Annotated in this window: 22 protein-coding genes and 1 pseudogene; 13 read left to right on the top strand and 10 right to left on the bottom strand. The window is 55.0% G+C overall.

Annotation, left to right across the window (positions count from 1 at the left end; all coding sequences use genetic code 11):
• Positions 1-784: 784 nt before the first annotated feature.
• The 3 genes from AMR74_RS15305 to AMR74_RS18715 all read right to left on the bottom strand — a co-directional run bounded on the left by AMR74_RS15305 (position 785) and on the right by AMR74_RS18715 (position 4,074).
• Positions 785-2,059 carry an IS4 family transposase gene (locus AMR74_RS15305; RefSeq protein WP_053772998.1) on the bottom strand — a complete coding sequence of 425 codons (1,275 nt, stop codon included), beginning with the start codon at positions 2,057-2,059 and terminating at the stop codon, positions 785-787.
• Positions 2,060-2,156: 97 nt separating this feature from the next.
• On the bottom strand, positions 2,157-2,540 hold the full coding sequence (locus AMR74_RS18720; protein ID WP_139043023.1) for a hypothetical protein: 384 nt from the start codon (positions 2,538-2,540) through the stop codon (positions 2,157-2,159).
• 571 nt (positions 2,541-3,111) lie between these two features.
• The gene (locus AMR74_RS18715) at positions 3,112-4,074 is read right to left on the bottom strand and encodes a hypothetical protein (RefSeq protein WP_139043022.1); all 963 of its coding nucleotides are present in this window, start codon (positions 4,072-4,074) and stop codon (positions 3,112-3,114) included.
• Between the two features lie 871 nt (positions 4,075-4,945).
• On the opposite strand from AMR74_RS18715, the gene AMR74_RS15295 reads away from it, so the two are divergent.
• From AMR74_RS15295 to AMR74_RS15285, 3 genes are all read left to right on the top strand, one after another.
• The gene (locus tag AMR74_RS15295) at positions 4,946-5,227 is read left to right on the top strand and encodes a toxin-antitoxin system TumE family protein (protein WP_053772997.1); all 282 of its coding nucleotides are present in this window, start codon (positions 4,946-4,948) and stop codon (positions 5,225-5,227) included.
• A 69-nt stretch (positions 5,228-5,296) separates the two neighbouring features.
• Positions 5,297-5,713, top strand: a complete 417-nt coding sequence (locus AMR74_RS15290) for an HVO_A0114 family putative DNA-binding protein (protein ID WP_053772923.1) — start codon at positions 5,297-5,299, stop codon at positions 5,711-5,713.
• Positions 5,714-6,139: 426 nt separating this feature from the next.
• Positions 6,140-7,312: a tubulin/FtsZ family protein gene (locus AMR74_RS15285; protein ID WP_082356904.1), complete on the top strand. Its 1,173-nt coding sequence runs from the start codon at positions 6,140-6,142 to the stop codon at positions 7,310-7,312.
• A 310-nt stretch (positions 7,313-7,622) separates the two neighbouring features.
• Here AMR74_RS15285 and AMR74_RS15280 read toward each other — a convergent pair whose 3' ends face one another.
• The 3 genes from AMR74_RS15280 to AMR74_RS19655 all read right to left on the bottom strand — a co-directional run bounded on the left by AMR74_RS15280 (position 7,623) and on the right by AMR74_RS19655 (position 11,393).
• Positions 7,623-8,276, bottom strand: a complete 654-nt coding sequence (locus AMR74_RS15280; RefSeq protein ID WP_053772922.1) for a hypothetical protein — start codon at positions 8,274-8,276, stop codon at positions 7,623-7,625.
• Positions 8,269-8,439, bottom strand: coding sequence for a hypothetical protein (locus AMR74_RS17710; RefSeq protein ID WP_240471191.1), 171 nt, complete (start codon positions 8,437-8,439; stop codon positions 8,269-8,271). Before AMR74_RS17710 ends, AMR74_RS15280 begins: the two co-directional genes overlap by 8 nt.
• A 74-nt stretch (positions 8,440-8,513) precedes the next feature.
• Positions 8,514-11,393, bottom strand: coding sequence for a plasmid replication protein RepH (locus AMR74_RS19655; protein ID WP_240471189.1), 2,880 nt, complete (start codon positions 11,391-11,393; stop codon positions 8,514-8,516).
• Between the two features lie 1,325 nt (positions 11,394-12,718).
• Here AMR74_RS19655 and AMR74_RS17695 point away from each other — a divergent pair.
• From AMR74_RS17695 to AMR74_RS15270, 4 genes are all read left to right on the top strand, one after another.
• Positions 12,719-12,976, top strand: a complete 258-nt coding sequence (locus AMR74_RS17695; protein ID WP_240471187.1) for an ArsR family transcriptional regulator — start codon at positions 12,719-12,721, stop codon at positions 12,974-12,976.
• A gap of 115 nt (positions 12,977-13,091) precedes the next feature.
• Positions 13,092-13,865, top strand: coding sequence for a hypothetical protein (locus tag AMR74_RS18705; RefSeq protein WP_139043021.1), 774 nt, complete (start codon positions 13,092-13,094; stop codon positions 13,863-13,865).
• Between the two features lie 1,112 nt (positions 13,866-14,977).
• Positions 14,978-15,142: a DUF7837 family putative zinc-binding protein gene (locus AMR74_RS20075; protein ID WP_449272053.1), complete on the top strand. Its 165-nt coding sequence runs from the start codon at positions 14,978-14,980 to the stop codon at positions 15,140-15,142.
• Positions 15,143-15,374: 232 nt separating this feature from the next.
• Positions 15,375-15,722 carry a DUF6788 family protein gene (locus AMR74_RS15270; protein WP_053772921.1) on the top strand — a complete coding sequence of 116 codons (348 nt, stop codon included), beginning with the start codon at positions 15,375-15,377 and terminating at the stop codon, positions 15,720-15,722.
• 66 nt (positions 15,723-15,788) lie between these two features.
• Here AMR74_RS15270 and AMR74_RS15265 read toward each other — a convergent pair whose 3' ends face one another.
• Positions 15,789-16,220, bottom strand: a complete 432-nt coding sequence (locus tag AMR74_RS15265) for a TRAM domain-containing protein (protein WP_053772920.1) — start codon at positions 16,218-16,220, stop codon at positions 15,789-15,791.
• A 781-nt stretch (positions 16,221-17,001) separates the two neighbouring features.
• On the opposite strand from AMR74_RS15265, the gene AMR74_RS15260 reads away from it, so the two are divergent.
• On the top strand, positions 17,002-18,264 hold the full coding sequence (locus tag AMR74_RS15260) for an orc1/cdc6 family replication initiation protein (protein ID WP_082356899.1): 1,263 nt from the start codon (positions 17,002-17,004) through the stop codon (positions 18,262-18,264).
• Here AMR74_RS15260 and AMR74_RS19240 read toward each other — a convergent pair.
• Positions 18,244-18,537, bottom strand: a complete 294-nt coding sequence (locus AMR74_RS19240) for a hypothetical protein (protein WP_167551928.1) — start codon at positions 18,535-18,537, stop codon at positions 18,244-18,246. The two genes, AMR74_RS15260 and AMR74_RS19240, sit on opposite strands and share 21 nt — an antisense overlap.
• On the opposite strand from AMR74_RS19240, the pseudogene AMR74_RS19965 reads away from it, so the two are divergent.
• From AMR74_RS19965 to AMR74_RS15250, 3 genes and pseudogenes are all read left to right on the top strand, one after another.
• Positions 18,517-18,714, top strand: a pseudogene (locus tag AMR74_RS19965) (hypothetical protein); the annotation flags it as partial. The gene AMR74_RS19240 and the pseudogene AMR74_RS19965 overlap by 21 nt on opposite strands.
• Positions 18,715-18,884: 170 nt before the next feature.
• On the top strand, positions 18,885-19,835 hold the full coding sequence (locus AMR74_RS15255; protein WP_053772919.1) for an ArsR family transcriptional regulator: 951 nt from the start codon (positions 18,885-18,887) through the stop codon (positions 19,833-19,835).
• 1 nt (position 19,836) lies between these two features.
• Positions 19,837-20,718 (top strand): hypothetical protein, encoded by an 882-nt coding sequence (locus AMR74_RS15250; protein ID WP_053772918.1) that lies wholly within the window; start codon positions 19,837-19,839, stop codon positions 20,716-20,718.
• 64 nt (positions 20,719-20,782) lie between these two features.
• On the opposite strand, the gene AMR74_RS15245 is transcribed toward AMR74_RS15250, so the two are convergent.
• Together AMR74_RS15245 and AMR74_RS15240 are read right to left on the bottom strand one after the other, a co-directional pair.
• A complete protein-coding gene (locus AMR74_RS15245) occupies positions 20,783-21,277 on the bottom strand; it encodes a zinc ribbon domain-containing protein (RefSeq protein WP_053772917.1) in 495 nt (164 codons plus the stop codon).
• A 5-nt stretch (positions 21,278-21,282) separates the two neighbouring features.
• Positions 21,283-21,633 carry a hypothetical protein gene (locus AMR74_RS15240; protein WP_053772916.1) on the bottom strand — a complete coding sequence of 117 codons (351 nt, stop codon included), beginning with the start codon at positions 21,631-21,633 and terminating at the stop codon, positions 21,283-21,285.
• A gap of 174 nt (positions 21,634-21,807) precedes the next feature.
• Here AMR74_RS15240 and AMR74_RS15235 point away from each other — a divergent pair, with 174 nt between their 5' ends.
• Positions 21,808-22,800: a hypothetical protein gene (locus AMR74_RS15235; protein ID WP_053772915.1), complete on the top strand. Its 993-nt coding sequence runs from the start codon at positions 21,808-21,810 to the stop codon at positions 22,798-22,800.
• A gap of 156 nt (positions 22,801-22,956) precedes the next feature.
• Positions 22,957-23,235 carry a hypothetical protein gene (locus AMR74_RS18700; RefSeq protein ID WP_139043020.1) on the top strand — a complete coding sequence of 93 codons (279 nt, stop codon included), beginning with the start codon at positions 22,957-22,959 and terminating at the stop codon, positions 23,233-23,235.
• The last annotated feature ends 25 nt before the right edge of the window (positions 23,236-23,260 follow it).

Raw genomic sequence — 23,260 nt, 5'->3', positions numbered from 1 at the left:
CAGAACCAGTATATCAGAGGGTTACACCATTATCTTCCGTGACCTCCGACGATTTGTTAGGAACTCCCTCGTCTCGACCGATCCAGGAGAACTCCCGAACACCCTCTCACCCCTATCGATTTGTTCTAACCACAAAGGAGGGGTGGGGTGAGAGAATTCCCGAACGGACTAACGCTCCATCTACGCCACGATTAACACAGGATCGAGAGCTGCATACATCTTCCTTTTCTCTTCTTTCTAGTTCTAGCTACTAGCTAGCTAGTAGAACGCACCTCTATCTATTTGTTCTAACTTCACTCCTGCAATCGTTTTCTCACCTAATCAAATACTTAAAACTGGTCGTAGAATCAGGGGACGGAGAGCGCACTCAGAGAGCTTATTGGTGCCATGGCGAGGTGTCTTGTTATTCCCGCTGTTTCCCAAGCTACTTACTCTACACTCACCCCTATCGATTTGTTCTATACCCCTTCAGTATACCGAATACAGTAGGAATCGAGGTGATAAGGACCGATCCTGTTGAAGAACCTCATCCTGACGTGCCATTTTCACGTGATTTCCTTTTGATTAACTCTCCCCTCCTCACCCTTTCTCGCCAGAACAAATCGATAGGGGTGGGTGTGTGGTCCTGCCGACACGGCCGCGATAGATGCATCTGATCACGTCTATAGCCACCTCTCTACTCAATTTCGGCATTTCCGCTCCAGTGGTTCAATACCGGTCTTCCGTCGATGACTTCCCACTGAACAAATCGATAGAGGTGACCCTCCGCATCATTCGTCTTTAGTTAAGCCTCACACCTCGGTTGTGTAGCGGTAGCGAGCGTCTCTTGTAAGATCGGTCGTTGCTTGTGGATCTTTTGAGCGTCTTCGATCAGCCGTTCGAGCAGCGGCGGTGGTGAGTAGCCGAGGTACTCACCGAGTTCGTGGAGAATGAGCTGGGCGTGCGACCGGAAGGTCGCCGCCCAGCGCTCTGTCGGAAAGACGAGCTCATCATCCGCCTGCTCGGTGACGAGATCCAACAGATCACGGCTTACAAGCAGCGAGAGCAACGCTGCGTACAGTAAGATCTTCACCACGTGTTCGTCACTCGTGTCGAACTCATCCAGTTCGTACTGCGTCTTCAGCTCGCGGAACAACAACTCAACTTCCCACCGACAGCGGTAGATCTCCGCTAAATCTGCCGGAAAGAACTCCTCTCTCGCCAAATTCGTCATGTATAGGTGGTAGTCGTCGGCGTCCTCGTCGTGGACGCCGACGACGCGAAATTGCTTCGTATCCAGCGATCGTGTCCCGTTGTACAGCCCTCGTTTGAACTCTACTTCGACCTCTACATCGATGTACTTCCGGTCGAGGTCGTCGAGAACAGCTCGAAGCTGCTTGCCCTCTAAGGGAATGGCGCGGCCGCGCCATTCCCGTAATTCCGCCGTAATCACCGGATTCGCGTTCTGCTTCAGCCGACTCACGAAGTAGCCGTCATTTTCGTCGATCAGCGCAAACCGGCGGTACTTGAAGTAGGCAAGATCGAACAACACGAGGCGGTTCTCAAGCCACAGCCCTGTTTTGGACAGGGTGCTGTCGTGCGTTTTCTCGTTAGCAGTATCGAGCCGTTCAATCGTCTGCTCCGTGGCATTGTGGAGCAGGTGGAGCTTCGCTCCAGCCTGCTCCTCGTGGCGGGCTTCGAACTGATCTGAGAGAAATTCGTGTAACCGCAACACCGTTCCATCAGCGATCATTACATCTCTAAATCGGTCGATATCAGCGTCACCAGCGGTAGGAACAGCGACCTCGTCGAGACCGCGCTCGACGAGGTCGCGGAGGTACTCCGCAAGCGTCGGAGTCAACCGCTGATAGAATCCGCCCGGAGAGATCGTCTCATCGGCAGTAGAGTTGTAACAGCGTCTGAACCCGGCGAGTGTTCGGCTTTCGCCTGCGGCGAAGCCGAACACGAATGCCCAGACGAAGGCTGGGATCTGGAGCTTGCGGTCACGTTCGACCACGCCGAGTTCCTCGGCGTGCTCTTCGAGGAACTCAGAGGGAAACAGTGTAGTGAGCCGACGCATAATTCGGGATGAGGAGCCGTCGTCGTACACAGACTCGGCTTCCTCATTCCTTCCGAAAGATGCCTCGATAAGCCGCCGCTGTCACGCGGTTTCTCGCTTAACTAAAGACGGATAGGCTTGGATTGTAGTAGCTATACGTCGACTCAGCGAAGACAAGTTCAAGCTCAGAAGATAGATATTGATATCGCTTACCGAACAATTCGAGTTCTTCTATCGGTGCGGAATCATCTTTGTACTGTTCTTTGAGGTCGTCGTAAAACCGTTCTATCTCAAGTACAGTGAAGACTGCGACCTGAAACACTTTGTTCTCTTCACCAGCCAAAGAGCGGAGCTGCTCCCGTGCCGCCTCATAGTCTCCCAACATCTGTTTCTCGTGAACTTCATCCAATATTCGACGGAGTGACTCTTCATTCCGGAGGAAACGTTCAACCACGTTTCGCGGTGGCCCCCAGTCGTCACTTTCGGTGCCGCTCTCGGTCATACCGTATTGTGATTACATTTCTCAAAAAAACCTTCTACCGAACTCAAGCCAGAGCGCCTCAGAGCCGAGCCCCGAGACAGTTCACCTGTCTCTGCTCATACTGCTTCACCGTCCGGAGGGTTTGTCGAGATCGAGTGGATGTCCACCGACAAGCCTCAGTTTCCACGAGCGAGTGCCGGGTCATTTACCTGAGCGAAGTGGGATGAGAAGGTTGACAGTTGCAGACTTCAGATTAGGTCGATCTTGTTAGTTCGATTCGGGAGAGGCTGGTCCGTTCGGAATCACACTGTATAAAATATATCTGTCATAAAACTGCGTAAAATCTTGGGAGCCGTGCAAAAATGGACTGCGTAAACGCCTTTTTATTATCACGTAAAATTCACTTTACGGTCATTTCCCAGCAATATAATCCGCATAATGTGCGTAAACGAGTACGCACATTCAATCTTCTAGATACAACCTGTAGCCCTCGTACCTGTGCGTAATCGTCACTTGGAGAATTCAGTCACTTCCAGTAGTAGTATTAGAGTAGGGGAATAGAACCTAAACACAGAAAAATGGGGTTATTTGGTCAATTGACTCGTACTGGAGAAGTCTCAGTTAAGGGATACATGGTCTGGTGACTGCCGTCAGATGCAGAAATCTGGTCTTGGAGCGCAGTTAGCGTTGTGACTTGGTCGATGCCTGTACACTCGTAGTCTGGGTTATTCTGGCTTCGAGTGATGTACTCGTTGAGTGTCTTGATCGAGTAATTCCACGGTTTGCTATACGGCGCATGAATCAGCGAACAGCCCTGTTTCTCACCATGATCTAACTGGTTAAGCGCATTCGCCGCGTGATGCCGATCGTCGAATACCCAGATGTAGCGACAATCTGGATTGGACGCGAATGAATTGTATTTGCGTGACAACATCTTGTAGTTATTGTGGTTGGTTATGACCTCTCCACCCCAAGTGTCAAACGTGGTCGTCACAGACGTACCAACCATTTCTACAGAATCAACTGATTTCCAGTAGATATCTGGCGCAACTTTATTCGTGACGTCAGGGTACGGAGTCACAGAGTGGTCAGCGCGCATGTGTATCGTTTGTAGTCTTTCAACGCCCATCCGGTGTCTGAGAGACTCATTCCAATCGCCAACAAGGCCAACGCTTTCGTTGATTGAGCTCTGGAGTCCATGGTCTATCATCACTTGTCCAAAGGCCTCCCCAAGCGTTCGTCGGTACTTCTTTTGCGGGCTCCATCTGACCTTTCTCCGCAGGATTGTCTCTTCTTTTATGTTTCCGGCCTTTTGGAACCGTTTCAACACTGGTTCATACTCATTGTCCCAGCGTTTCTTTGAACAGCCAATCAGCGTTCGGAGTTTGGGAGGGGGACTACAGCCGATGTGATTCAGCGTGCCGTCGATCAGAAACGGAACACCGTTATACCAGAGAGCGATCGCGTACGAGAGCAGGAGTTCAGGCCGCTTTTCACTCTTTATCAAGTCGACGCCATTTACTACGATTCTGTCTGGGAGTTTGAGTCCGGTCATTAGTCTTAGGTGTACACTCTGCTATGATAAACAACCCGGTCAGAATTTGAAATATATCGTATTTAAACGGAAAATGAACCATATATTTCCAGATAATGTCGTATCACTGGGAAATGTTGTTCATATTGGCAGGTAATAAAACGAACCGACCCATCTCTTTCGGCAAACTGTGACAAGGAAGGACCTCAAAGAAGAGTATCCTTGGTAGCGGACGTTCCGGAACATAATCACCGACGTGCTTTCATGGTGGCTTAGTAGTGATACACCAACGCCAATGGTTGATGTCGAAGCATTCCTCACCGAGTCGAACCGATCGAGGATGTTCACAGCGAAAGCGCTCTCTCTGATAGTTTCGACGCCTGGGCGTATCTCCGACAGCAACACAAACTCACTCACAATGTCCTTCAGACGGCACACAAACATATTCTGAAAAATCGCCAGCCGGAGATCGCCGGCCACTACAGGGATATCCACGTTCAGATTGGTGGGCGACAACCGCCGTCACCAGAGGTCGTTGAGTCATTCGTCTTTAGTTAAGCTTGGGAGTAATATACTTAGGTAGAAATATGCTTGGTAGTGTTGGACCACACTGATCAACCGAGCCAAACATTGTATCCACTGAAATCAAGCAATATACCGACTCTAGAAACACGAATTTCTCGCCGTAGCGGGAGTAAATCGGCAGAATTCGAACAGAACTCGGGCCAAGACAGCATTACTGAGAGTATTAACTAAAGACGGATGTACCTTCTCAATAACCAACGGACAAGTTGACATCCGCTGAGGATGTCGCCAACCAGCGGGGGTTCTGTTCGATGTTGGACTTCTGCCCAACACATATGACGTTGGGATGTGTCCCAACACGTACGGGATGCCCTCAGAACTGTTCTTCCAGTACACGCACGTCGAAACTGGTCTCGTCGAGAACGTCGTGCTTCGACCGACTGACGACACCGAGACGTACCCCTCGGGCTGGAAGTACACGCTCCATCTGGGCACCCTCGACGATCTCACGCTCGTCCGGTACGACAACTCCCACGAGGACACGAAGGGGCACGAGCATCACACCGCAGTTGGTGATGCCGACGGCATCGAGTTCCCTGGGATGGAGGAGCTACTCGTCGAGTTCTGGGCGAGCGCAGACGAGTACTAGGACGCTGTCGGCGGCGACCCGCCCCACCCGCACTGACCGAACACTACCCGACCCACCGCCACCCCGACCATGACCACACTCCACATCACCGTCGGCGACCGAGAACAGCTCCGGCAGGATACGCTCCAGTTCGTCCAGGACGTCGAGGCCGACGATCTCGACGATCAGGATGGAAAGGCGACGCTCCAGTTCGGGGCCTACGACGACTTCGTCAGCAATCTCACCCCGCTCCGCCTGGAGCTCACCCGAGCGATCGCCGAGGAAGCTCCCGAAAGCATGCGCGAAGCGGCGCGGCTCGTCGATCGAGACGTGTCCGACGTCCACTCTGACCTGAAGCAGCTGGAAGTACTGGGTATCCTTACGCTCGAAGAAGGCGGCCCGAGCGGCGCGATCCAACCGGTTGTCCCATTCGACCGCATAGAGGTTCACATCGACTACCCGCTCATCGATAACGGCGATGCCGACAGCGCCCCTGCGAGTGCGTAGTCGGTTCGTCTCAAACTGGCAGAATTCTCAGTGATCATTTCGCAGTTCTCATCGAATGGGTGTTTTGCGAGAATATGTTTAAAATCGGTTTTCAACAGAGCTTTGATGAGGACTGTATCAACCATCTCCTACAGAAGAGCGCGGCAAAACGTCTCTCCGAGTTCATCGAATCTGTTGGAAAATGGGAGTACCGGCAGGTTGACACAGCCATCAACGAACCTGTTCGGTTCAGAGAGCAAAATACCCGTGTGAGTACTACGTCCAGTTTCAGTCAGTACTTGCGATGCTTGACCAGATATACGATGATCGAGGACTCCATTTGCGGGCGTTCTTCGGGTCAATCGCTCCATCTCCCCCACACCGTTTTTCCAGTGTTCTTCGAACCTTTATCACCCCAATCCGCATAGTGTCATGTGGTGTAATCACATGAAACTCGCACTGATCGGGGTCGGGCAGGCGGGTGGGAAAGTGGTCGACGAGTTCTTGGCCTACGACGCACGAACGGGTGCGGATGTTGTTCGTGGGGCGATCGCTGTCAACACGGCGAAAGCCGATCTCCAGGGCATTGATCACCTCTCGACGGACCGCCGGATCCTGATCGGGCAGTCGCGAGTGAAGGGTCACGGCGTGGGTGCAGACAATGAACTGGGCGCAGAGGTTGCTGAGGAAGACATCGACGAGATCCTCGGGTCGCTTGACTCGGTTCCGACCCACGAGATCGATGCGTTCCTCGTCGTCGCCGGGCTCGGTGGTGGGACGGGGTCGGGTGGGGCGCCCGTGATCGCCAAGAATCTCAAACGGATCTACACCGAACCCGTCTATGGACTGGGCATTCTCCCCGGCAGCGACGAGGGTGGGATCTACACGCTGAATGCCGCCCGGTCGCTCAAAACGTTCGTCGATGAGGTGGACAACCTCATGCTGTTCGACAACGATGCGTGGCGCAGTTCGGGCGAGTCCGTTGAAGAAGGGTTCGACGCGATCAACGAAGAGCTTGTCCAGCGATTTGGTGTACTCTTCAGTGCGGGTGAGGTGACAGAAGGAAGCGACATCGCCGAGAGTGTCGTTGACTCCTCAGAGATCATCAATACGCTCAAAGGCGGCGGGATCTCCTCGCTGGGCTACGCCGACGTCGCGGTGGACGAGCCAGAGCGGAAAGGGTTGCTTTCGCGGCTTCGTGGCGATACGGATGACGGGATCGACAGCACAGAGGCCACCAACCGGATCACGAGTCTTGTCCGAAAGGCGACGCTCGGTCGGCTTACGCTCCCGTGTGAGGTGAACGGTACCGAGCGGGCGCTACTGGTCGTTGCCGGCCCACCGGCGTATCTCAACCGAAAGGGAATCGAACACGGGCGCAAATGGCTCGAAGAGCAGACCGGATCGATGGAAGTTCGGGGTGGTGACTACCCGCGTCGCGGAGAGGGGACAGTCGCAGCGATCGTGTTGCTCGGCGGTGTGACGAATGTCCCGCGGGTGAAAGAACTCCAGCAAGTCGCGATCGAAGCACAGCAGAATATCGGTGAGATCACCGGTGAAAGCGAGGACAAGTTCTCGGAGCTGATGGATAGCGACGGTGAGTTGGAATCGCTGTTTTGAGGATATACATAGCTCACGCTGTCGGTAATGTTCTTGAAAACAACTCCGTCAAGGTATTCTTTGAGTTTCAGAGAATATTGAGAGACATAAATCGACATCCAGCCCCGTAAAACGACAAAGTTCCAAAAGAAAGTGCTCAATAAGATTGAAGACCTAGAGTAAACCGATTGTTATTCATATTAGTGAGGATGCAATAGACAATAAGCGCAACAAAGAGCAGAAGTCGATCTCGTGGTGAAGAACTCGTTGAAGACACAGATTGAGTCCCATGTCACTGAAGATCTTATTTTCGCATGACTGAGATTCTCGACTACCCAAAGTCGTAGTCGCTGTCAAAGGCGCTGATGTACTCGTTGTTACCTGTCCGGTCGGGTACGTAACATGGCCCGTGTCCGCCACCGAAGAACACGGGCGCCTCAATGTCCAGTTCGCTCGGTCGCTCCAGCAGGTGCGGCATGTGATTCCGGAGTTCGCTCACGCGTGGTTCTCGGCGGGTCCGGAACGTGCCCTTGGGCGGCCGATGTGCGGTCAGCGGTGGGAGTGAGGCGTTAGACAGGTCATCAATGGTGACGATTCTGACGTCGAGCTGTTGGGCAAGACACCACGCCGGTGTGGTCACGCCCCAGGCGACGACCAAGACGGGCATTGCCCGAGCGAGCAGCGCTCGATGCGAGATAGATGCGACGGTCTCACGTCCGACCAGGGTCGTGTGCCAGTCTTTGCACTCGGCGACGATGAAGTCATCCGGATCGCCTTGGAGTTGCTCTCGCCGCCCGATCACGTCCGTTTCGAGCCCGAAGAGATACTCATTGCGAGCTGTGTGATAGCCCCACTCTTCGAGTGTTTCAGCGAACCTTTTCTCGAGCCACCGGCCGTTTGTTGGGTCGTGATCGACGTCGACCCGGTCGTCGGTGCCACCCAATGCGTCGATCTGTGCTTGGAGATCGTCTCTGAGGTTACTCATCTTGTGAGTCCTCCGAGCGGGCGGCGGCCGCCCGCACTGCAGTGTGTTCGAGCGCTGTCGCGATCGCTCGTGCTTCTGTGGGTGTGAGTTCCGCGTATGTCGTTCCCCAAGTGCCACCGAAGCTGAGCGTGATCAGCGACGCGTCGACCTCGTCTTGGCTCACCTGGATAGCCCCCTCGGTTTGTGTGACGGGACGATCGCGTGTGACGCGTGTTTCGAGATCGATCGCTGGTCGTGTCATTGTATCTCACCCCTGTCTTTCATCTGGAAATTCGGTTGTGTCGTCGGTACAGCTGTCGGCCAGTGTGGTGAGTCTCTCATTGAGTAGTCAGAGGGCTGGTTGGCGAACTGTCCGTCGCGGTGTTGTCGATCCGGTACTCGCAATCGCAGATTCTGGTGTATTAAGATCTGTAACATGTATTGGTGTTTTAGACGCTGTAACACATTCACAGGAAACGAGGTGTCTCGGATCCTGTGGCTGGCGGTCGCTGTGGAACGCGGACTGAGCGCACCGACGGGTCTATGAACGCGCTGTGGCCTCGGTGACCACATGATGTTGTTCACGACGATGTCCCCAGTAGCGTTCGTGTCTCGGAGGGCGAGCAGCGGCGTAGAGGGATACGTTGCTCCGACGTGTGCTGGCCACCACGAGATGGATGGGATCTGGGATGTCGCGTCATCGATTGTCCACCGTCGGCGTCCCTCAACCTGGACGGCTCGCACGCGCTCGAGAGCTTGAATGTCACTCACTCTGCGGTCGTAGCTGCTCGCGGAGATCCCTGCGCGGTCGATCAGGTCGGTGCGACCAAGTGGTCGATCAGCCTGCAGGAGTGTGGCGTACAGTTTCGTTGCTGTCGGCGTGAGATCGGGCCGGAAGCGTGTGGCCGGCAGGGTTGCTGCCGCTCGTTCAACTGTAGCAGGCGGTGGATGCTGTGACTCGCTCAGCGCTCGCAGGAGGCTCACCACGACGTCGTACGGACACGCCCGCCGTGTGGTGTCTGACGGGCCGAACGAGCGCAGACAGAGCCGCACGAGCCGCTGTCGCTCGTGCGGTGTCCACTGAACGTCGTGGATCATCGCGATCTCGTCGATCACCCGCCGAATGGCGGGGTATGTCGTCCCGTCGACGACGGGGATTTCCAGGGTGGGTGCCTGTTCGGTGCCGTCAGCGATCGCCTCCCGAACAGTAGTGAGTTCCTCCTGAAGCGCCGTGGTGATGGCGTCTTGGAGCGCAGTGGCCGTCGGACCAGCAACCACCCACGACATCGTGAGATCGAGTTGTATGTCGGGTTCGACCTGAGAAGGGAGGCGGCGACGAAGTTTTTCGGGTCGATCCTCAAACAGCATCCGGTAGCCTGAGTGAATCCCGTAGACGGACTGTTTGGGAACGGTCTTGGCGAGGAACTCACAGAGGTTCTGGAGTCGAGTGGTGTTTCGTGTGAGGGCGTCGGTATCCGGGATTCGGATGGTCGTCGTGAGATCGACGCCGACCGCGTGGTACAGGTGGGTCGCCGACGCGACGAGCCCGTGGAGATCCTCAAAGAGTTTGCGACGGGCAGCCGTGTCATCGCTAGCCGTGAGTTTGGCGAGACGGGCGAGCAGACGATCGCGAACGGTCGTGATCCGATCGCGCCACGCCTCGTAGGTTTCCTCGTCATCGCTGTACCATCCGACTTGGTGGCCGCGACGAAGGAGACGAGGAGCGTCGTAATCCGTGGCGGAGTCATGGATCGCTTCGAACTCGCGGCCGAACCGCGATGGCGTCAGGATCTTCGAGAGTGCGATGTCGCTGAGTAAGGCTCCCGCGAGACGTCCTAGGGTGGCTAAGGGTCCACCCCACTGGAGGACAACGAGCGTCTCGTCAGTCGTGTGGCTGAGGTACGCGACGCGGCCGTCCTCGAAGGCATGTGGATGATCGTCGACGAGCGTGACGCTGTCGTCGTGCGCTACAGTGGCGAACCGACGGTGAAGCTGGCTGGCAGAGACGTCTTCAGGTCCAGTGAGCCACTGGACGTACTCCGCAGCGGTCTCTGTCTCGCCAGTCGCTGCCAGACATCCATCGATCGACGGAGCTCCCGGTGGCCCCTCCCGGCGGGGAGACACTGTACTTGTAGATTCGTGAGGGGTCGCAGTAAGACACCCATCAAGGCGACGCTGGTCCGGGTGGATGAGCTCATTCTCGGCCGTGAGGAACCGCTCTGTGGCGGTCTCCCCAAGCGGAGTGAGCCGAACGGTGTTGTACTCCCCATTTCGACTGATAGTGACGAGGCCGCGGTCCGCTAGATCGAGTACATATCGGCTGACGGTTCCGGCTTCGATGTCCACCTCATGATCCTGCTCGAGGTCACGATACGTGCGTTCGCGAGCAGTCGTGAGGCTGCCGAGGAGCTGTCGCTTGCGGGGCGTACTCTCCAATCCTGCAAGCGCCGTCCATGCGGGGTGGTCGTCGTGGCGGGCTTCGGTGTGAGACCTCTCCCGGCTGGCAGTAAGATCGAGATGGACGCTGGTCCATCGTGGGTAGCGTTTGACCAGTTCTCGGCGCAGCCCCGGCGACGCGACGATCCGGACATCGAACGCATCTGCGAGCACGGCGATCGCGGCGAGCGCACGGACGCCAGTCCGGCGATCCCCGAGGCTGATCCACTCAGGGCCGTCAAGCAGGAGTGTGACGACACGGGGCTGCTCGTCGAGTTCACGGTGGAGTGCGACTGGGCCCTTCGCGAGTGCGCCAAGGCCGCCGTTGACGGGACCGCGCCCCGTCCCAACTGACTCGACGGTATCGATCAGGTCGGTCTGGCGCTGGTGGTGGTACGGACTGAGTGCGTCGACCGCTGTGTTCCCGTAGGTACGTGTAAGCGCCGTGATCGCGTGTGTGTATGCGACGGCCTCTGCGGCGTCATCACTCGGTGGCCGGTCAAGCGTAGGCCATGCAGGCAGCGTTCTCGAGAGGATCTCCACGCTTGCTCGCCACGGATCCTCGGCTGAAACGTGGTGGCGGACAGTCCGCTCGGTGTGCGACCGGAGATCGGCGAGCAACTCCGGCAGCCACTCGGTGAGCCGGGGAGAGATTCCTGCACAGACGATCCCCTCGGTGGAGACAGTGGTCTCGCGACTCACGAGATGAACCCCTCGCTTCCGGGTCGCAGGCTGGTGTCTCGTCACCAGCGATCACCGTGAAGTGTTCCCTTGGTGGGTGCCGATCACAGGGCTCACGGTGAGCCTCCGTCTGGGGAGCCACCAGCCGGGCGAGTGGGCCCGCGCACAGCAGTGAGGAGGGGTGTTGGCCCTTGGTGTGTCTGCGCTCCGGATGGCCGCTCAGTGGGGGCGTCTGGATGGACGTGTGGTTCACTTGTCGTCGTCGGACTGGTGACAACGATGGTTGGATCGAGCAGAACCGACGATGTCGATTGGGTTCGAGTGTTCGAACAGGTCCCAATGTGGCCACTGACAACGTGTTCGCGAACGCCGCGGGTGAAGACCGTCGGGTGTTCGTGGATATCGGCCCCACACATGATGTAGCCGATCTCGTACGTGTCTTCGCCCGCAGCTCGGTAGGCGTAGGCGGTGACGTCGTCTCCCTCGTGAAGCGGGTGGCCACAGACTTGACACGCTAGGTGCTTAGTGAGTGTGAGACGCGTGAGCCGGTGGCTATCGGCGATCAGCTCGTCGGTGGTGTCTTTCGACATCAGTTGCGGCCTCCCACGGTGGTGTCGTCACTACTCCCAGCTTGCCATGCTTGCCGCGCGGAGAGTGCTCGGCGAGCCGTCTCGGTGAGACGGTACTCATTGAGATACTGATCCCGTCTGTGTTCGGCGACGAGATCGTATTCAACGAGCTCAGTGAGAATGGTAGAGAGACGATGGGACTCAATCCCGTCTGTGTAGTAGTTGCTGAGTGCTCGCTTGAGTGGGAGACTCTCGCTGGGGCCCGTCTGTGAGAGCACCCAGAGTAGATCGCGATGGCAGGCTGAGAGATCAGCGACTGAGTCGACGGTGTCGTTGTGTGGGCTATTCATCGCGGCCCTCCATGACAGCTTCGTAGAAGTTTCTGAATGCGGTCGCGCAGGTACGACAGAGTGGACCCTCGAAGACAGCATCGTACCCGTCGGCTGCGTTTTCACAGAGGTGACAGCCGTGGTTATGATCGCTCGGTTCGCTAGTCGTCTCGCAGGGCTTAAGCCCTGCAGTTGCCAGCATTAGCATGGTTCTGTGTTCGGGCACAGAACCCGTCCCGGTCGGGTGCTGTCACACCGCGGCCGGGGGTTCTACACTTTCTCACGAGCCAAGGGTTCGTCGCTCGGGCTCTGTACCACCCTGTAGAACATGGTGTGTGTTAAAGATAACTGTGTTTTCCATACCAAACAAATTTATGAGAAATATACATTCGATGAAACAAAGTACGATAAACCAAATTGTGTTTGTATGAGAAAAAGTGCTAATTGGATGACTATCTGGGATGACCGGATTCTAGAAGCTATACGAGAAGAAGGATCTGGGTCCCCAACTCCACTTTCTGAGCATAGCTATATTCATGTTCAGAAATCACATATTTCTCAAAGATTAAAAAAATTGGCTGGATACGGTCTATTAGAGCACCTTGGTAACGGTGTCTATATCATAACATCTGATGGAGAACAATATCTTGATGAAAAGCTTGATGCTACTGAGCTGATGGCCCGTGACGAGGATAATAAATTGTAGTTAATCTCCACAAGCCAACGGTAGAGCCTAAAATACCATTTAGCTAATATGATTGGCTCAATAATTTTATCAGTTGAAGATAACTATATATCGACTCGTGGAGTCCATACCCATAATGGCCGATCGATCCTATCTATCCGATTTCGGTATTGGTCTCTCAGAGGAGGATATAGGCCCCTCTGAGGAAGATGTAGGCCACTCAGAGGAGAATCTATCTGAACGTGAATTACAGCTACAGGAGTTGTCACGGTGGCTTTCAGCCACAAGGGGTGTTAAGGTATTCTCCAGAAGTAAGAAAAACTACACACACGGAAAGTTTTCCGCCAAGTCGAAGTATCAGCCGGATCTGCTTGTGTGCGATAATTCAAATTCCTACTTAGTGAAGTTCACGCCTGGAGATAATGGGAGTCTGGTCTATGATACAATTCCTAGAATTATAGACTACTGGCGAGGGCTAGCCTCAGGCGACGATATCTATTTGTTAAATAACTCAAATATATCGATTGACGCTGTTTTAATCGCAACAAATTACTCAGAATTCGGTCATTTATTCCATAATCGCCAAAACAATGACCCACTCCGGACTGGCCGTTCAGAGGGTGCTCGCAGGGCTGCGTCGAAAGGGTACCTCCCTGAGATCGAGCACTCCTGTAGTGAGTCGATACTCAGAGTAGCCTGGCGACTGGCTAAGCGACACGAGTACGACACTGAAGTTGGAATCGGCGCCCTCTACTCATCTCGGTTGGACAGTAACCCCACAGTAGGGAATGATCCTGAACACTCCCAAGATGGCGCAGATTACACCCCAGCTGCGCTCTATTCTATTCCAGGGAAAACGAAATCACAACAGTGGGAATACCTTCCCTTCCATGTGAAAAACTCCAGCTAGGACACGAACTATCTTTCTACTATGAGAGAATCCAGGTGTTTACAGTAGTTGCCGAACCTAGCTGGGACTCTTGACGCTGCGCAACGTTGATTGAAAGATGGTCCAGACAGCTGAGGCGAAACAAGCTGTCGCGCTGCTTCGACACTGCTGTATCCGCACTTAGATTCGGTGTGAAACCGTGTGATGAGTACAGCCACACTGCTCATCGTGGAGCACTTGGGACGGCCAACATCTTGGTGATCAAAAAAAAGAAGATGATACAGTCAATGGCACCTATCGATATTTTGGAATAACTATCGACCATCCAACCACAGAAATTCCACACACAATCTCAGATATTATCGGTAAGGGTAGGGGGGGAGTCTATGAATAATGGATCGGGCTCAGAAGGTGTCCCCCTCACGGGAGAGCGAGTCCAGTAAACACGGAAGATACCACGGGAGAGACACCGTAGCTACAGACCACGGGAGAAGACCGAACCCGATCTCACGGGTCGGCCGTCCTGTCAACCACTAATCGCGTTGTCTACTACACAACCCGATTACACCTCATCGCGGATATGGTTCGCTCGAATCCTATATAAAACCCTTAGTTTTAAAGATAAGATTCGGGATATGAGGGTTTGGGGGAGTCTAGCGTGCGATATCGAGGTTTGGCGGGGTCTAGCGGGAGTTTCTGGCGACCCCCCCACCCCACCTTTTTGGCCGCTTCCATTATTCATAGACCCCCCCTCCCCCCATCCTATACCAACATCCGATTCCGGAACCGGGTACTGTCTAGGAGAATGGAGAAAAGGTAACTATATTGAAACAGTCGATACGCCAATACACCGCGAAGTTCAGGTCGAGATGATGCTCTTTTCACCAACAAAGTCGATCAACAGAGTTCGAACACAGATCAACGCTGGTGACCACAACTACAAGATGATCCACTTGCGAACCACGATCAAGCGGCATGGAACAGTACTTTCACTCCGCTCACCCGAACTATAAGTCACAGAGTACGTAATCCGAGATGAGGGAGCAAAACTGGACTAGTCTTTACGACTGGACCACTCCCAAACAGTGTCACACGCTCCCTCCCCCCTAAAATCAGCCACCAAGATCGTGAGAATGACTCCTAATCCAGAGACGGTCCGTGGCACCTGCTCGTTCTGTGGCGAGACGGTCACCGGCCGGCACGCGATCATCCAGTATGAGACCGCTGGCGATGAACCGGGTGTGTGGGCCGAATGTCCCGGCTGTGGCGAAATCGTCGATCCCATGGATGCTCAGTAAAGAATTCATCCAGCAGATCGTCAGGCCCAAGCCCCCGTCGACAACACACCACGAATGCCGCTACTGTGGATACAGCGTGGAGAAGGGTGTCGATGAATGCCCACAGTGTGGATCTCACGAGATTGCGGTCTACGATCTTGAGTGATCGCTGAGTCGCTCACTACTGGCGTAGAAGATCTCATACCTTATGTATCATACGAGCGCTAAAGTGGCTCCAATTGTTACATAAGGTATGAAGCAGCCGTCGGCGCCGACCTCGCTCCCGAAGTATCTCACAGAGGGACTCCCAAAACAGGATACGGAAACACTCCTAGAGATACAGAGCTACGTTGAGGCACTCGTCAAGTACCGCGAACAGTCGGTTGACACCGATGACCTTCCCGAGACTGCCGAGCCCGTCGACGAACCTGATAGTTCAGGCACCGGGACCGTCGTCAAAGAGAAAGTCACCTGTGGCGACGACAGTTGCAAGTGCGCCAGCGGGAATCCGGCGGATATGCACGGCCCGTATCTCTATCGCTACTATCGTGAGAACGGGACGATGAAATCGGAGTACATCGGCAAGCCGGGAAGTGAGTAGGGGATGGATCGAGACGGTCAGTATCTCGACGACGCCGGCCAACAGTCGGTCACCAGTAAACCGACGTTACAGAGCTTTTGAGTCGTGTTCGACGATGCTGGCAAACGCGACGTTCTCTTGGACTTGCTCGATCTCGACGGTCGGCTCGTCACCTGGTTGTCCGCCAGGAACGATCACGACGTACCCCCGCTCAACCTTCGCGATGCCATCGCCTTGATCACCGGTCGTCTCGATCGTCACGTCGCGTACCTCTCCCTCATCCACAGGGGGGCCCTGTGACATCGGAGCTGCTTCCTGTGCAGTCGAGTGGTGTTGGTCTTGCTGGGTCTTCTGTTCTGTCGGAGATTCCGACGCAAGAATGGCGATACGATAGGTTTCGTCGGCAGCGAGCGCGTCATGCTCGATTTCACTCGCCGGAATATCCACGACATATGACCCATCACGTTCTTCGATTTGAGCACTGAACAGAGAGCGAAGCGAATCAGATATTTCAGTCATCGAGTATCAGTAGTATAGGCTATCTAAAGTACGTAAATCCCGTGTGTTGATCGCGGCTACGGCTTCCTCAGTAGTCAGGGTGCGGGGAAACTCGTAGTGCTCGATATTGGCATCCTTCTTGATTCTGTCGCCGATTGTCTGGATAACGTACAAAGTGAGCGTGTATGTGATTGTGTATCTAGTGACCCGTGAACCGCATGTCGGCCTACTGCTGGTGGATGATTAACCTCTGCACACACCGTGGCGAGAGGAAAAGTGAATCGACAGCAATCTTGTCGTCTCTACCTCCCCCTCCCCTCATTCCGAGTGTAAGTCGACCGGACTGTGGGTGTCTCGATAGTGTTGAATACAATGCCGTAGCGGCTACTATCTGGCTGTAGCGGTTGTGAACGTAGCGTTTATGTTGATTGGAGTCGCCGAAAGCCGTCTCGGCTCACCAGTGTATTGAAAGTGCGTCACGATAACAAACAATATATACTGACATAAAGTTACGGGGTCGATATGCAGTTTGAGAAGCGGGTACAGTAACGGCGCCGAGGATACACTCGGAACGAGGGGTGGGTGGGAGACAATCGGGTCAGACAATTGGTGTTGAAACCCACAAGATACACTCGGAATGAGGGGGCCTCCAACCACCCTGTTAGATACAGTTGGAACAAGGGGGGTGTAACCCCGTTCCAACTGTAACTTCTCCCATCATATACCCTCCAAGAACGAGTTTCTCAACAAGATACAGTCGGAACGAGGTAGATATATGTCGATGGCCCTAATAGCCTCATTTATGTCTGATGACGAGCGTGGTAATCCCGCTGATGGCGGGCGGGAGCCGACGGGTGGGGATCCGCTGTTCACCGAAGCCGGCGTGCTCAACCGAACGGAACTGATCCGACGCCCCGAACTGCTCGAAATCTCGACGGTCCCAGGAAGCGACCGGATTGCTGGCCGCACCGAACAGATCCAGTACGTGGCAAGTAATATCGGGCCGTTGGTGACAAACTCGGAACCAACCTCAGTGATGATCTACGGGAAAACCGGCACGGGCAAATCCCTCGTGAGCAAACACACGTCTCGGCGTGTCGTCCGTGAGTCGGGATCTCGAGGAACTGACGTGGAAATGGTGTATGTTGACTGCGCGCAGCACAACACGGAGGCGCAGGCGACATCGAAAATCGCTCGCGAATTGAATGAGCTTGCTGGTGAGCCCGAATCGATCCCAATCACCGGGCTTGGACCGTCCCACTACTACTCGTACATCTGGTCGTTGCTCGAAGGCCACTACGACGGTGGGATCGTCATCCTCGACGAGATTGACCAACTCCAACCGATCGAGGACGCCAACACACTCCTGATGCAGTTATCCCGGGCTGGGGAAAGCGAGAAGACAGAGACCTACATCGGCGTCATCGGCATCTCAAACAAGGTCGAGTGGGGCGACGAATTAAACTCGCGTGTCCTATCGTCACTCGGCAACGAGGAAACGGTATTCCCACCGTACGATGCCGATCAACTCCAGAACATCCTCTCCGCCCGCGAAGACGCGTTTCACGATGGTGTTCTCGCCCCGGAGATTATTCCGCGAACAGCCGCGCTCGCGGCGCGCGAACACGGTGACGCCCGCAAGGCTGTCCGCATCTTGAAGAATGCGGGAAAGCTCGCCGAACAGGAAGGTGCCGAGCAGGTGCAGGAACACCACGTCAACGAGGCTCAGAAGAAAGCCGAGGTCGATCGGCTCCGAGAACTCCTCGCGACCGACACACCCCACGCTCGGTATGTGCTTTTGGCACTCGCGGAGTTGACGCAGAACACTGACGAAACGGAGTTTCGGACCACCCGTATCTACGACGCTTACGTCGAGGTGTGCGAGCAAGAGGCCGCCGACCACCTCAAGATCGACCGTGTTCGCGACCTCCTCCGAGAACACGCTTTTAACGACACCGTCGAATCGACGCTGGAAAGTGGCGGCCGGGCCGGCGGGACCTACAAACAACACCGGCTCCTGAAAGATCCGGCCGTTGTCAAGGAATCAGTCATGCGCGAGATGTAACCCGAACACGACCCGCCAGATTGTGACGGCTGCGTCCATGTTGATGCTGGATCCGCGACGATCAAGTCGGCCGACGATACTGTCGAGCATCTCCGCGATGGCAGGTTCGACCCCGGCGCGCTCGCAGGTGACCGCAATACGTGACTCTGGTTCGGTGTTGTCGACGAGGCGTGGCACGAGCTCGGGATGGCAACGACTGTTGCTGACATTGATGGCCTGTGAGCAACTATACAGCTCGGCACTCCGATGAGTACTGATAACTTCAGTATCCATTACTCCGAGCAATACCGGGCCGGGAACTCGTGGGAGTGCCGCTGGGACCGCCATCCCAATGACCACAACTCACACGAACACTTCCATCCGTCCCCAGATGTACCGACGCCAGGCGAGAACGAATACTATCCAAATGAGTGGCGTGACGTACTCGCCACCGTACTCACTCATCTCGAACCACACCAAAGAACGACAGGAGATCCTCAGCGACGGCATTGTGATCCACGATACAGAAAAATTCGAAATAGTTCGAAAGATGGTGTTCCACGGTGAGTTCGATGCGTAGAGCGTTTGTAAACTAAACTGCCGTAACCAATTTAAGTGTTCAGACAATATAGTTTACAAAGATGCTCTCGGGCACGGCTCTCGAAATACTTGATGTCCTGTGTTTTCAGCGGGACGCGACTGCGAAGGAGCTCGCAGCAGAAACCGGGCACAGCCGGAAGCAGATCTACCGCGTCATTGACGACTTACTCGAAGGAAACTTGGTAGACGAGTCTCGGCAGCATCATAATCAACGCGTCGTGCGTGCAACTGATGACGCCGTAGTCGAAGCGTATCGCCAGCTCACATCGAAACTCAGCCACGTAGACTGGTCAGAACTCCTCTCACCAGCAACGATTCGTGTCTGCTGGTACCTTGATGAACCCCGCCGTATTACGGCAATCGCTGACCGGCTCGGAATCACGCGACAAGCCGTTCACAAAGCCTTGGGACCACTCAAGAACCGAGCGATGTTAGCACCATCCGGGCCAGAATACGCCCTCACCGACGATCTTCAGCCGTTACGTGACTTCGCTCAGGCGGTCGTCACACATGAACACCGAACCCGGGTTCGAACACTCGCTCCAAGTGCCACGATAGAGTGGTGCGACCCAACCCGCGCACTCGTCCGGGTACAAACCGCAGACGACACTGACGCACTCCAGCGCGCTCCCGAGTGGGACATGACCGGGTTAGCAGCATTCCACACGTATGACCTGCAATTCTTCCTTGCAGGGGAGCCGGCATTCTGGTACGCGCCAGATGACCAACTCACTCCTGCAGATGTCGTCTGTCACACACTCGTTCTTGAGGCGGGGTCACGGCGAGTGAGTTACGCGATGCTTCTCATCGAACAGGAACAGATCAGCGAAGCCGAGTTGATCGAGACCTCGATATGGTACGGCATCAAGGAGGAAATTGAACGAATGTACCGGTTCATCGAAGGGGACTTCGACGCCACAGACGATGGGGGACCAAGTATTCCGAACAGTCGGGAATACGCCGCGTTGAAAGACCAATACGGGATTGCCTAACATGACCGTATTTACCGGCGGCGAAGCGATCACGGAGTTTCTCGCTGAGTTTGACGGCTGGCTCTCAGAACCAGTGGACGTGTACCTGTTGGGTGGGTCTGCGATGACGGTCCACGGACTCAAAGACCAGACTGAAGACATCGACCTTGCGCTCGCCGTCAGTACCGAATTCGAGCACGTTCATCAGACGCTTCAACAGCACGGCTTCGAGGTGATTGACGAACCAACCGAATCATTCGACAGAGTCGGGAAAACAATCGAACTACGTCACCCGGATCGAGGCCTCCGGGTTGACCTGTTCGAACGGCAAGTCGTCGGAAAGGTGTGGATCACGACACGAATGCGTGACCGAGCAGATGAGTTCTGGACCGGTGAGCACGTGACCGCGTACGTACTTGCTGACGAAGACATGTTCTTGCTGAAAGCAGTGTCCGGTGGTGACTTGGGAAGTGGAAGACGGCGAGATATCGAGGACATGCGAATGTACGCGCAACGCGGCCTGACGTACGAAGCAATCATCGAAGAGATAGAGGAACAACGCCCGTTCAACACGAGTTCGACAGAGGCACGCCACATCCGCGACCGATCCCACCCGTTGTTCGCTATCGAAACCGCAGTCCAGTCGCTCTCTGGTCTCCCGACATCATTCACAACGCGTATCAGTTCGCTCGCAACCGAATTTGAGACTGAGTACTTCGTACTGGGAGCGATTGACGACGGCCTACACGATGACGCGTCTATTCAAGAGTCTGTGCTCTCGAACGTGCGGGCGCTTTCAGATGATGATCAGCAAGCTGTCTTAGAGGCAATTGAACGGCTCATCGAGAAACAAATCCTTGAACGAGGCAGTGACAGTGACTCTCCCCGTCTGAACCATCTGTAGTTCACCTGTAGTGACCGATTCTTGATCTGAGTGTGGGAATACTTCTATGACACCCTATACTGTGCTATGGAAATTCGTAGCCGCAGTTCGGACAGAAGGTTTCGTCACCATCCAGCAGAGAGAGGCACTCAACGCAGAGACGGTTGCTTGGATCGGTGGCGATATCCTCCAGAAAGTCCATCGCGGTCAGTGACGCAGCCCCTGGCCGATAGCCGTTAGCGTAGCCTGGCAGTGTCGAGGCCCACTGGACAGTCCCCTCCTCATCGACGACCGCAACGTTCCCAGCGATATTGAGTTTCCCGTAGCGTTTGAATGCCTCTGACGGAGTCTGGTCGATAGTTTGGTTGAGAGCACGGTTCCGTTTGAGGTCACGCTCGTAGACATCCTCGGGTGTCGGGGATCGTATTTCGCCTGGGAAGTCCGTGATCGGACCGTGCTGCTCGTTGATCCGGTCGATCTCGACAGCGATGTCGTGCGTATCATGTAGCGTTCGAAAGAGCCGCAGCGTATGGTCGTGCCATTCTCGGACGTCCGCATCAGCGTAGTAGCGGAGAATCATGTGTCCTACTCAGTGTTTTCTGCGGCGGCGATGCGATCCGGGAGACTTTGCGCGAGCCACTCGTTGGCGAGTTCGCTCGCATGATCGACCATCTCTTGATGACTCATTCCCTCGGTTTCGAAGGATTTGTAGACGTGCCATTGCTCCGCACTAGGATCAAAGACGATCACGTGCGTCTTCGCTTCCATATCCAGCAGGAACGCTTCGATCGTGCCGGGAGATGATCCCGGAAAACCCATAGCTCCGCGAATTTTTGGATTGTCGCTTTCGCCAATCTGCTTCACGATGTCGTCGGTAATGGGTTGGCTCGGAAGCGACGAGAGAAACGAAGGTGAGGTTTCTGAACCGTCGGTCATATGCGACGATTCGTGGAGAAATACCTTGAATCCGTGGACTCAATCGTATCTTCCTGTTGTGTCTCATCTCCGTCGCCGTAATCAAGAAGTGACTATCACCCTCCGATGACGAATCGATAGATAATCTCTGTGAGCAACCTCAGACATTTAGCAGCCGACTGTCTCAGTACGAATATGTCGTTTCGGGTCAGCTGGCACAATCTTCTCGAGCGGTTAGATGAGCTCCCGGAGGGAGCCACACTCCGAACACCACTCTCGAACGACCGGTTTCGGATCACTGGCGTGCAGGAGCACCGTGTCATCATCAAGTTCGTGGATAGCGGTGAATCTCGGCCTCTCCAGCAAGACCAGTTCGAGACACTGTACCGACGGGTCACTGATTCTGACGAGGGGTTCGAACTCGACAGACTGCCACCAGATGCCGACCTATACCCGACGGTATTGAGTCTCCATCCACGATTCGAGGTGAACGACGACCGAGGTGTGATCATCGAGACCGAAGAGCCAACCACCTCGCTGTTACTCGACGAGGGTGTCTCTCCTGACCCAGATCCTGACGAGCGAACGGAGCCAGATCTCGACGTCTACGCGGATACACTCTTGCTCGTCGACGCGCTGGAACGCCACGAGGTTACAACGCTCGAAGATGTGGAGACAGGGGTACTCATCGACCTGTATACTCTGCTCTCGGATGTCCAACGGGATGCCGACGACCTCCGCAGGGAGATCGCTGACACGCTCTTAGACCGGCTTCATCACGATCGGCCCGTTTCGGGATCGTACGGCTCGGTCCAGCGGACTGCTCGGACGAATCGCTCGCTCAAAGACGACGATGAAGTGCTGGACACGCTCGAAGCAGCCGGAATCGACCGTAGCCGGGTAGTGAGCGTTGATCGTGGGAAGGTTGATGATGCTCTTGAGGTGACTGACGTCGCCGAAAGCGACGTCTACGAGACTGAAGAAACCGAGTACGTTCGGAAAGCCGAGGTGGACGAAGATCGCAAGGAGACACGGCTCCAAGGGCTGAAAGACCAACTTGCAGCGAGCGATGCTGACGACGCCGACCAACTTCGCGACGAAGTTGAAGAGCTCGAATCGCGGATCGAAGAGTTGACCGAATTCAAGTCGGGACACTCGTATCACACGCGCTCGAGTGCCGACCGGTGAGTCGGTCCGGCGATGTGACGAGGAGGCGAGACACGCCACGGTCGATACCAGCTCTGAGATGGGTGTTCCTGAGCTACCGAGCAGCGTGGTAGCCTACTCGGAGACAAGTTTTCTCACGCACGGATCGTTTATCAGTGTGATGTAATAACTGAAGCTATGGGTGGCTCAGATTCACCAACTGTCTCAGTCTCTCTTTCTGGTCCCACGGATATCCCAGCAGTCCTGAATCGAGCTGGCATCGATCACGTTAGTGTTCATGATCGCCGCATCCTTGCGATCTATCAGACGGCGATTTTTAATGTGACAACGGAGCCGGATTCGGTCTCGGCTGCCCACTCACTCGAGATTGAATGCTGGGAAGATCCGATCCCCTCTCGTGCTGATGGAAAATCGTCACAAGAGATTCTTCAGGACTTTACGAACGTGTTCGACTGAGGGTAGTGTGGACACTGTTCTGTGA

The organism is Halorubrum tropicale (genome assembly GCF_001280455.1).
Classification (GTDB): domain Archaea; phylum Halobacteriota; class Halobacteria; order Halobacteriales; family Haloferacaceae; genus Halorubrum; species Halorubrum tropicale.
Note: the sequence above shows the minus strand (reverse complement) of the source record. Positions and strands in the feature narration are given on the sequence as shown.

Excerpts from the sequence above, each read along its gene's own strand:
- AMR74_RS15305 (WP_053772998.1), bottom strand. The coding sequence starts at position 2,059 with ATGCGTCGGCTCACTACACTGTTTCCCTCTGAGTTCCTCGAAGAGCAC.
- AMR74_RS18720 (WP_139043023.1), bottom strand. The coding sequence starts at position 2,540 with ATGACCGAGAGCGGCACCGAAAGTGACGACTGGGGGCCACCGCGAAAC.
- AMR74_RS18715 (WP_139043022.1), bottom strand. The coding sequence starts at position 4,074 with ATGACCGGACTCAAACTCCCAGACAGAATCGTAGTAAATGGCGTCGAC.
- AMR74_RS15295 (WP_053772997.1), top strand. The coding sequence starts at position 4,946 with ATGCCCTCAGAACTGTTCTTCCAGTACACGCACGTCGAAACTGGTCTC.
- AMR74_RS15290 (WP_053772923.1), top strand. The coding sequence starts at position 5,297 with ATGACCACACTCCACATCACCGTCGGCGACCGAGAACAGCTCCGGCAG.
- AMR74_RS15285 (WP_082356904.1), top strand. The coding sequence starts at position 6,140 with ATGAAACTCGCACTGATCGGGGTCGGGCAGGCGGGTGGGAAAGTGGTC.
- AMR74_RS15280 (WP_053772922.1), bottom strand. The coding sequence starts at position 8,276 with ATGAGTAACCTCAGAGACGATCTCCAAGCACAGATCGACGCATTGGGT.
- AMR74_RS17695 (WP_240471187.1), top strand. The coding sequence starts at position 12,719 with ATGACTATCTGGGATGACCGGATTCTAGAAGCTATACGAGAAGAAGGA.
- AMR74_RS18705 (WP_139043021.1), top strand. The coding sequence starts at position 13,092 with ATGGCCGATCGATCCTATCTATCCGATTTCGGTATTGGTCTCTCAGAG.
- AMR74_RS20075 (WP_449272053.1), top strand. The coding sequence starts at position 14,978 with ATGACTCCTAATCCAGAGACGGTCCGTGGCACCTGCTCGTTCTGTGGC.
- AMR74_RS15270 (WP_053772921.1), top strand. The coding sequence starts at position 15,375 with ATGAAGCAGCCGTCGGCGCCGACCTCGCTCCCGAAGTATCTCACAGAG.
- AMR74_RS15265 (WP_053772920.1), bottom strand. The coding sequence starts at position 16,220 with ATGACTGAAATATCTGATTCGCTTCGCTCTCTGTTCAGTGCTCAAATC.
- AMR74_RS15260 (WP_082356899.1), top strand. The coding sequence starts at position 17,002 with ATGTCTGATGACGAGCGTGGTAATCCCGCTGATGGCGGGCGGGAGCCG.
- AMR74_RS19240 (WP_167551928.1), bottom strand. The coding sequence starts at position 18,537 with ATGGATACTGAAGTTATCAGTACTCATCGGAGTGCCGAGCTGTATAGT.
- AMR74_RS15255 (WP_053772919.1), top strand. The coding sequence starts at position 18,885 with ATGCTCTCGGGCACGGCTCTCGAAATACTTGATGTCCTGTGTTTTCAG.
- AMR74_RS15250 (WP_053772918.1), top strand. The coding sequence starts at position 19,837 with ATGACCGTATTTACCGGCGGCGAAGCGATCACGGAGTTTCTCGCTGAG.
- AMR74_RS15245 (WP_053772917.1), bottom strand. The coding sequence starts at position 21,277 with ATGATTCTCCGCTACTACGCTGATGCGGACGTCCGAGAATGGCACGAC.
- AMR74_RS15240 (WP_053772916.1), bottom strand. The coding sequence starts at position 21,633 with ATGACCGACGGTTCAGAAACCTCACCTTCGTTTCTCTCGTCGCTTCCG.
- AMR74_RS15235 (WP_053772915.1), top strand. The coding sequence starts at position 21,808 with ATGTCGTTTCGGGTCAGCTGGCACAATCTTCTCGAGCGGTTAGATGAG.
- AMR74_RS18700 (WP_139043020.1), top strand. The coding sequence starts at position 22,957 with ATGGGTGGCTCAGATTCACCAACTGTCTCAGTCTCTCTTTCTGGTCCC.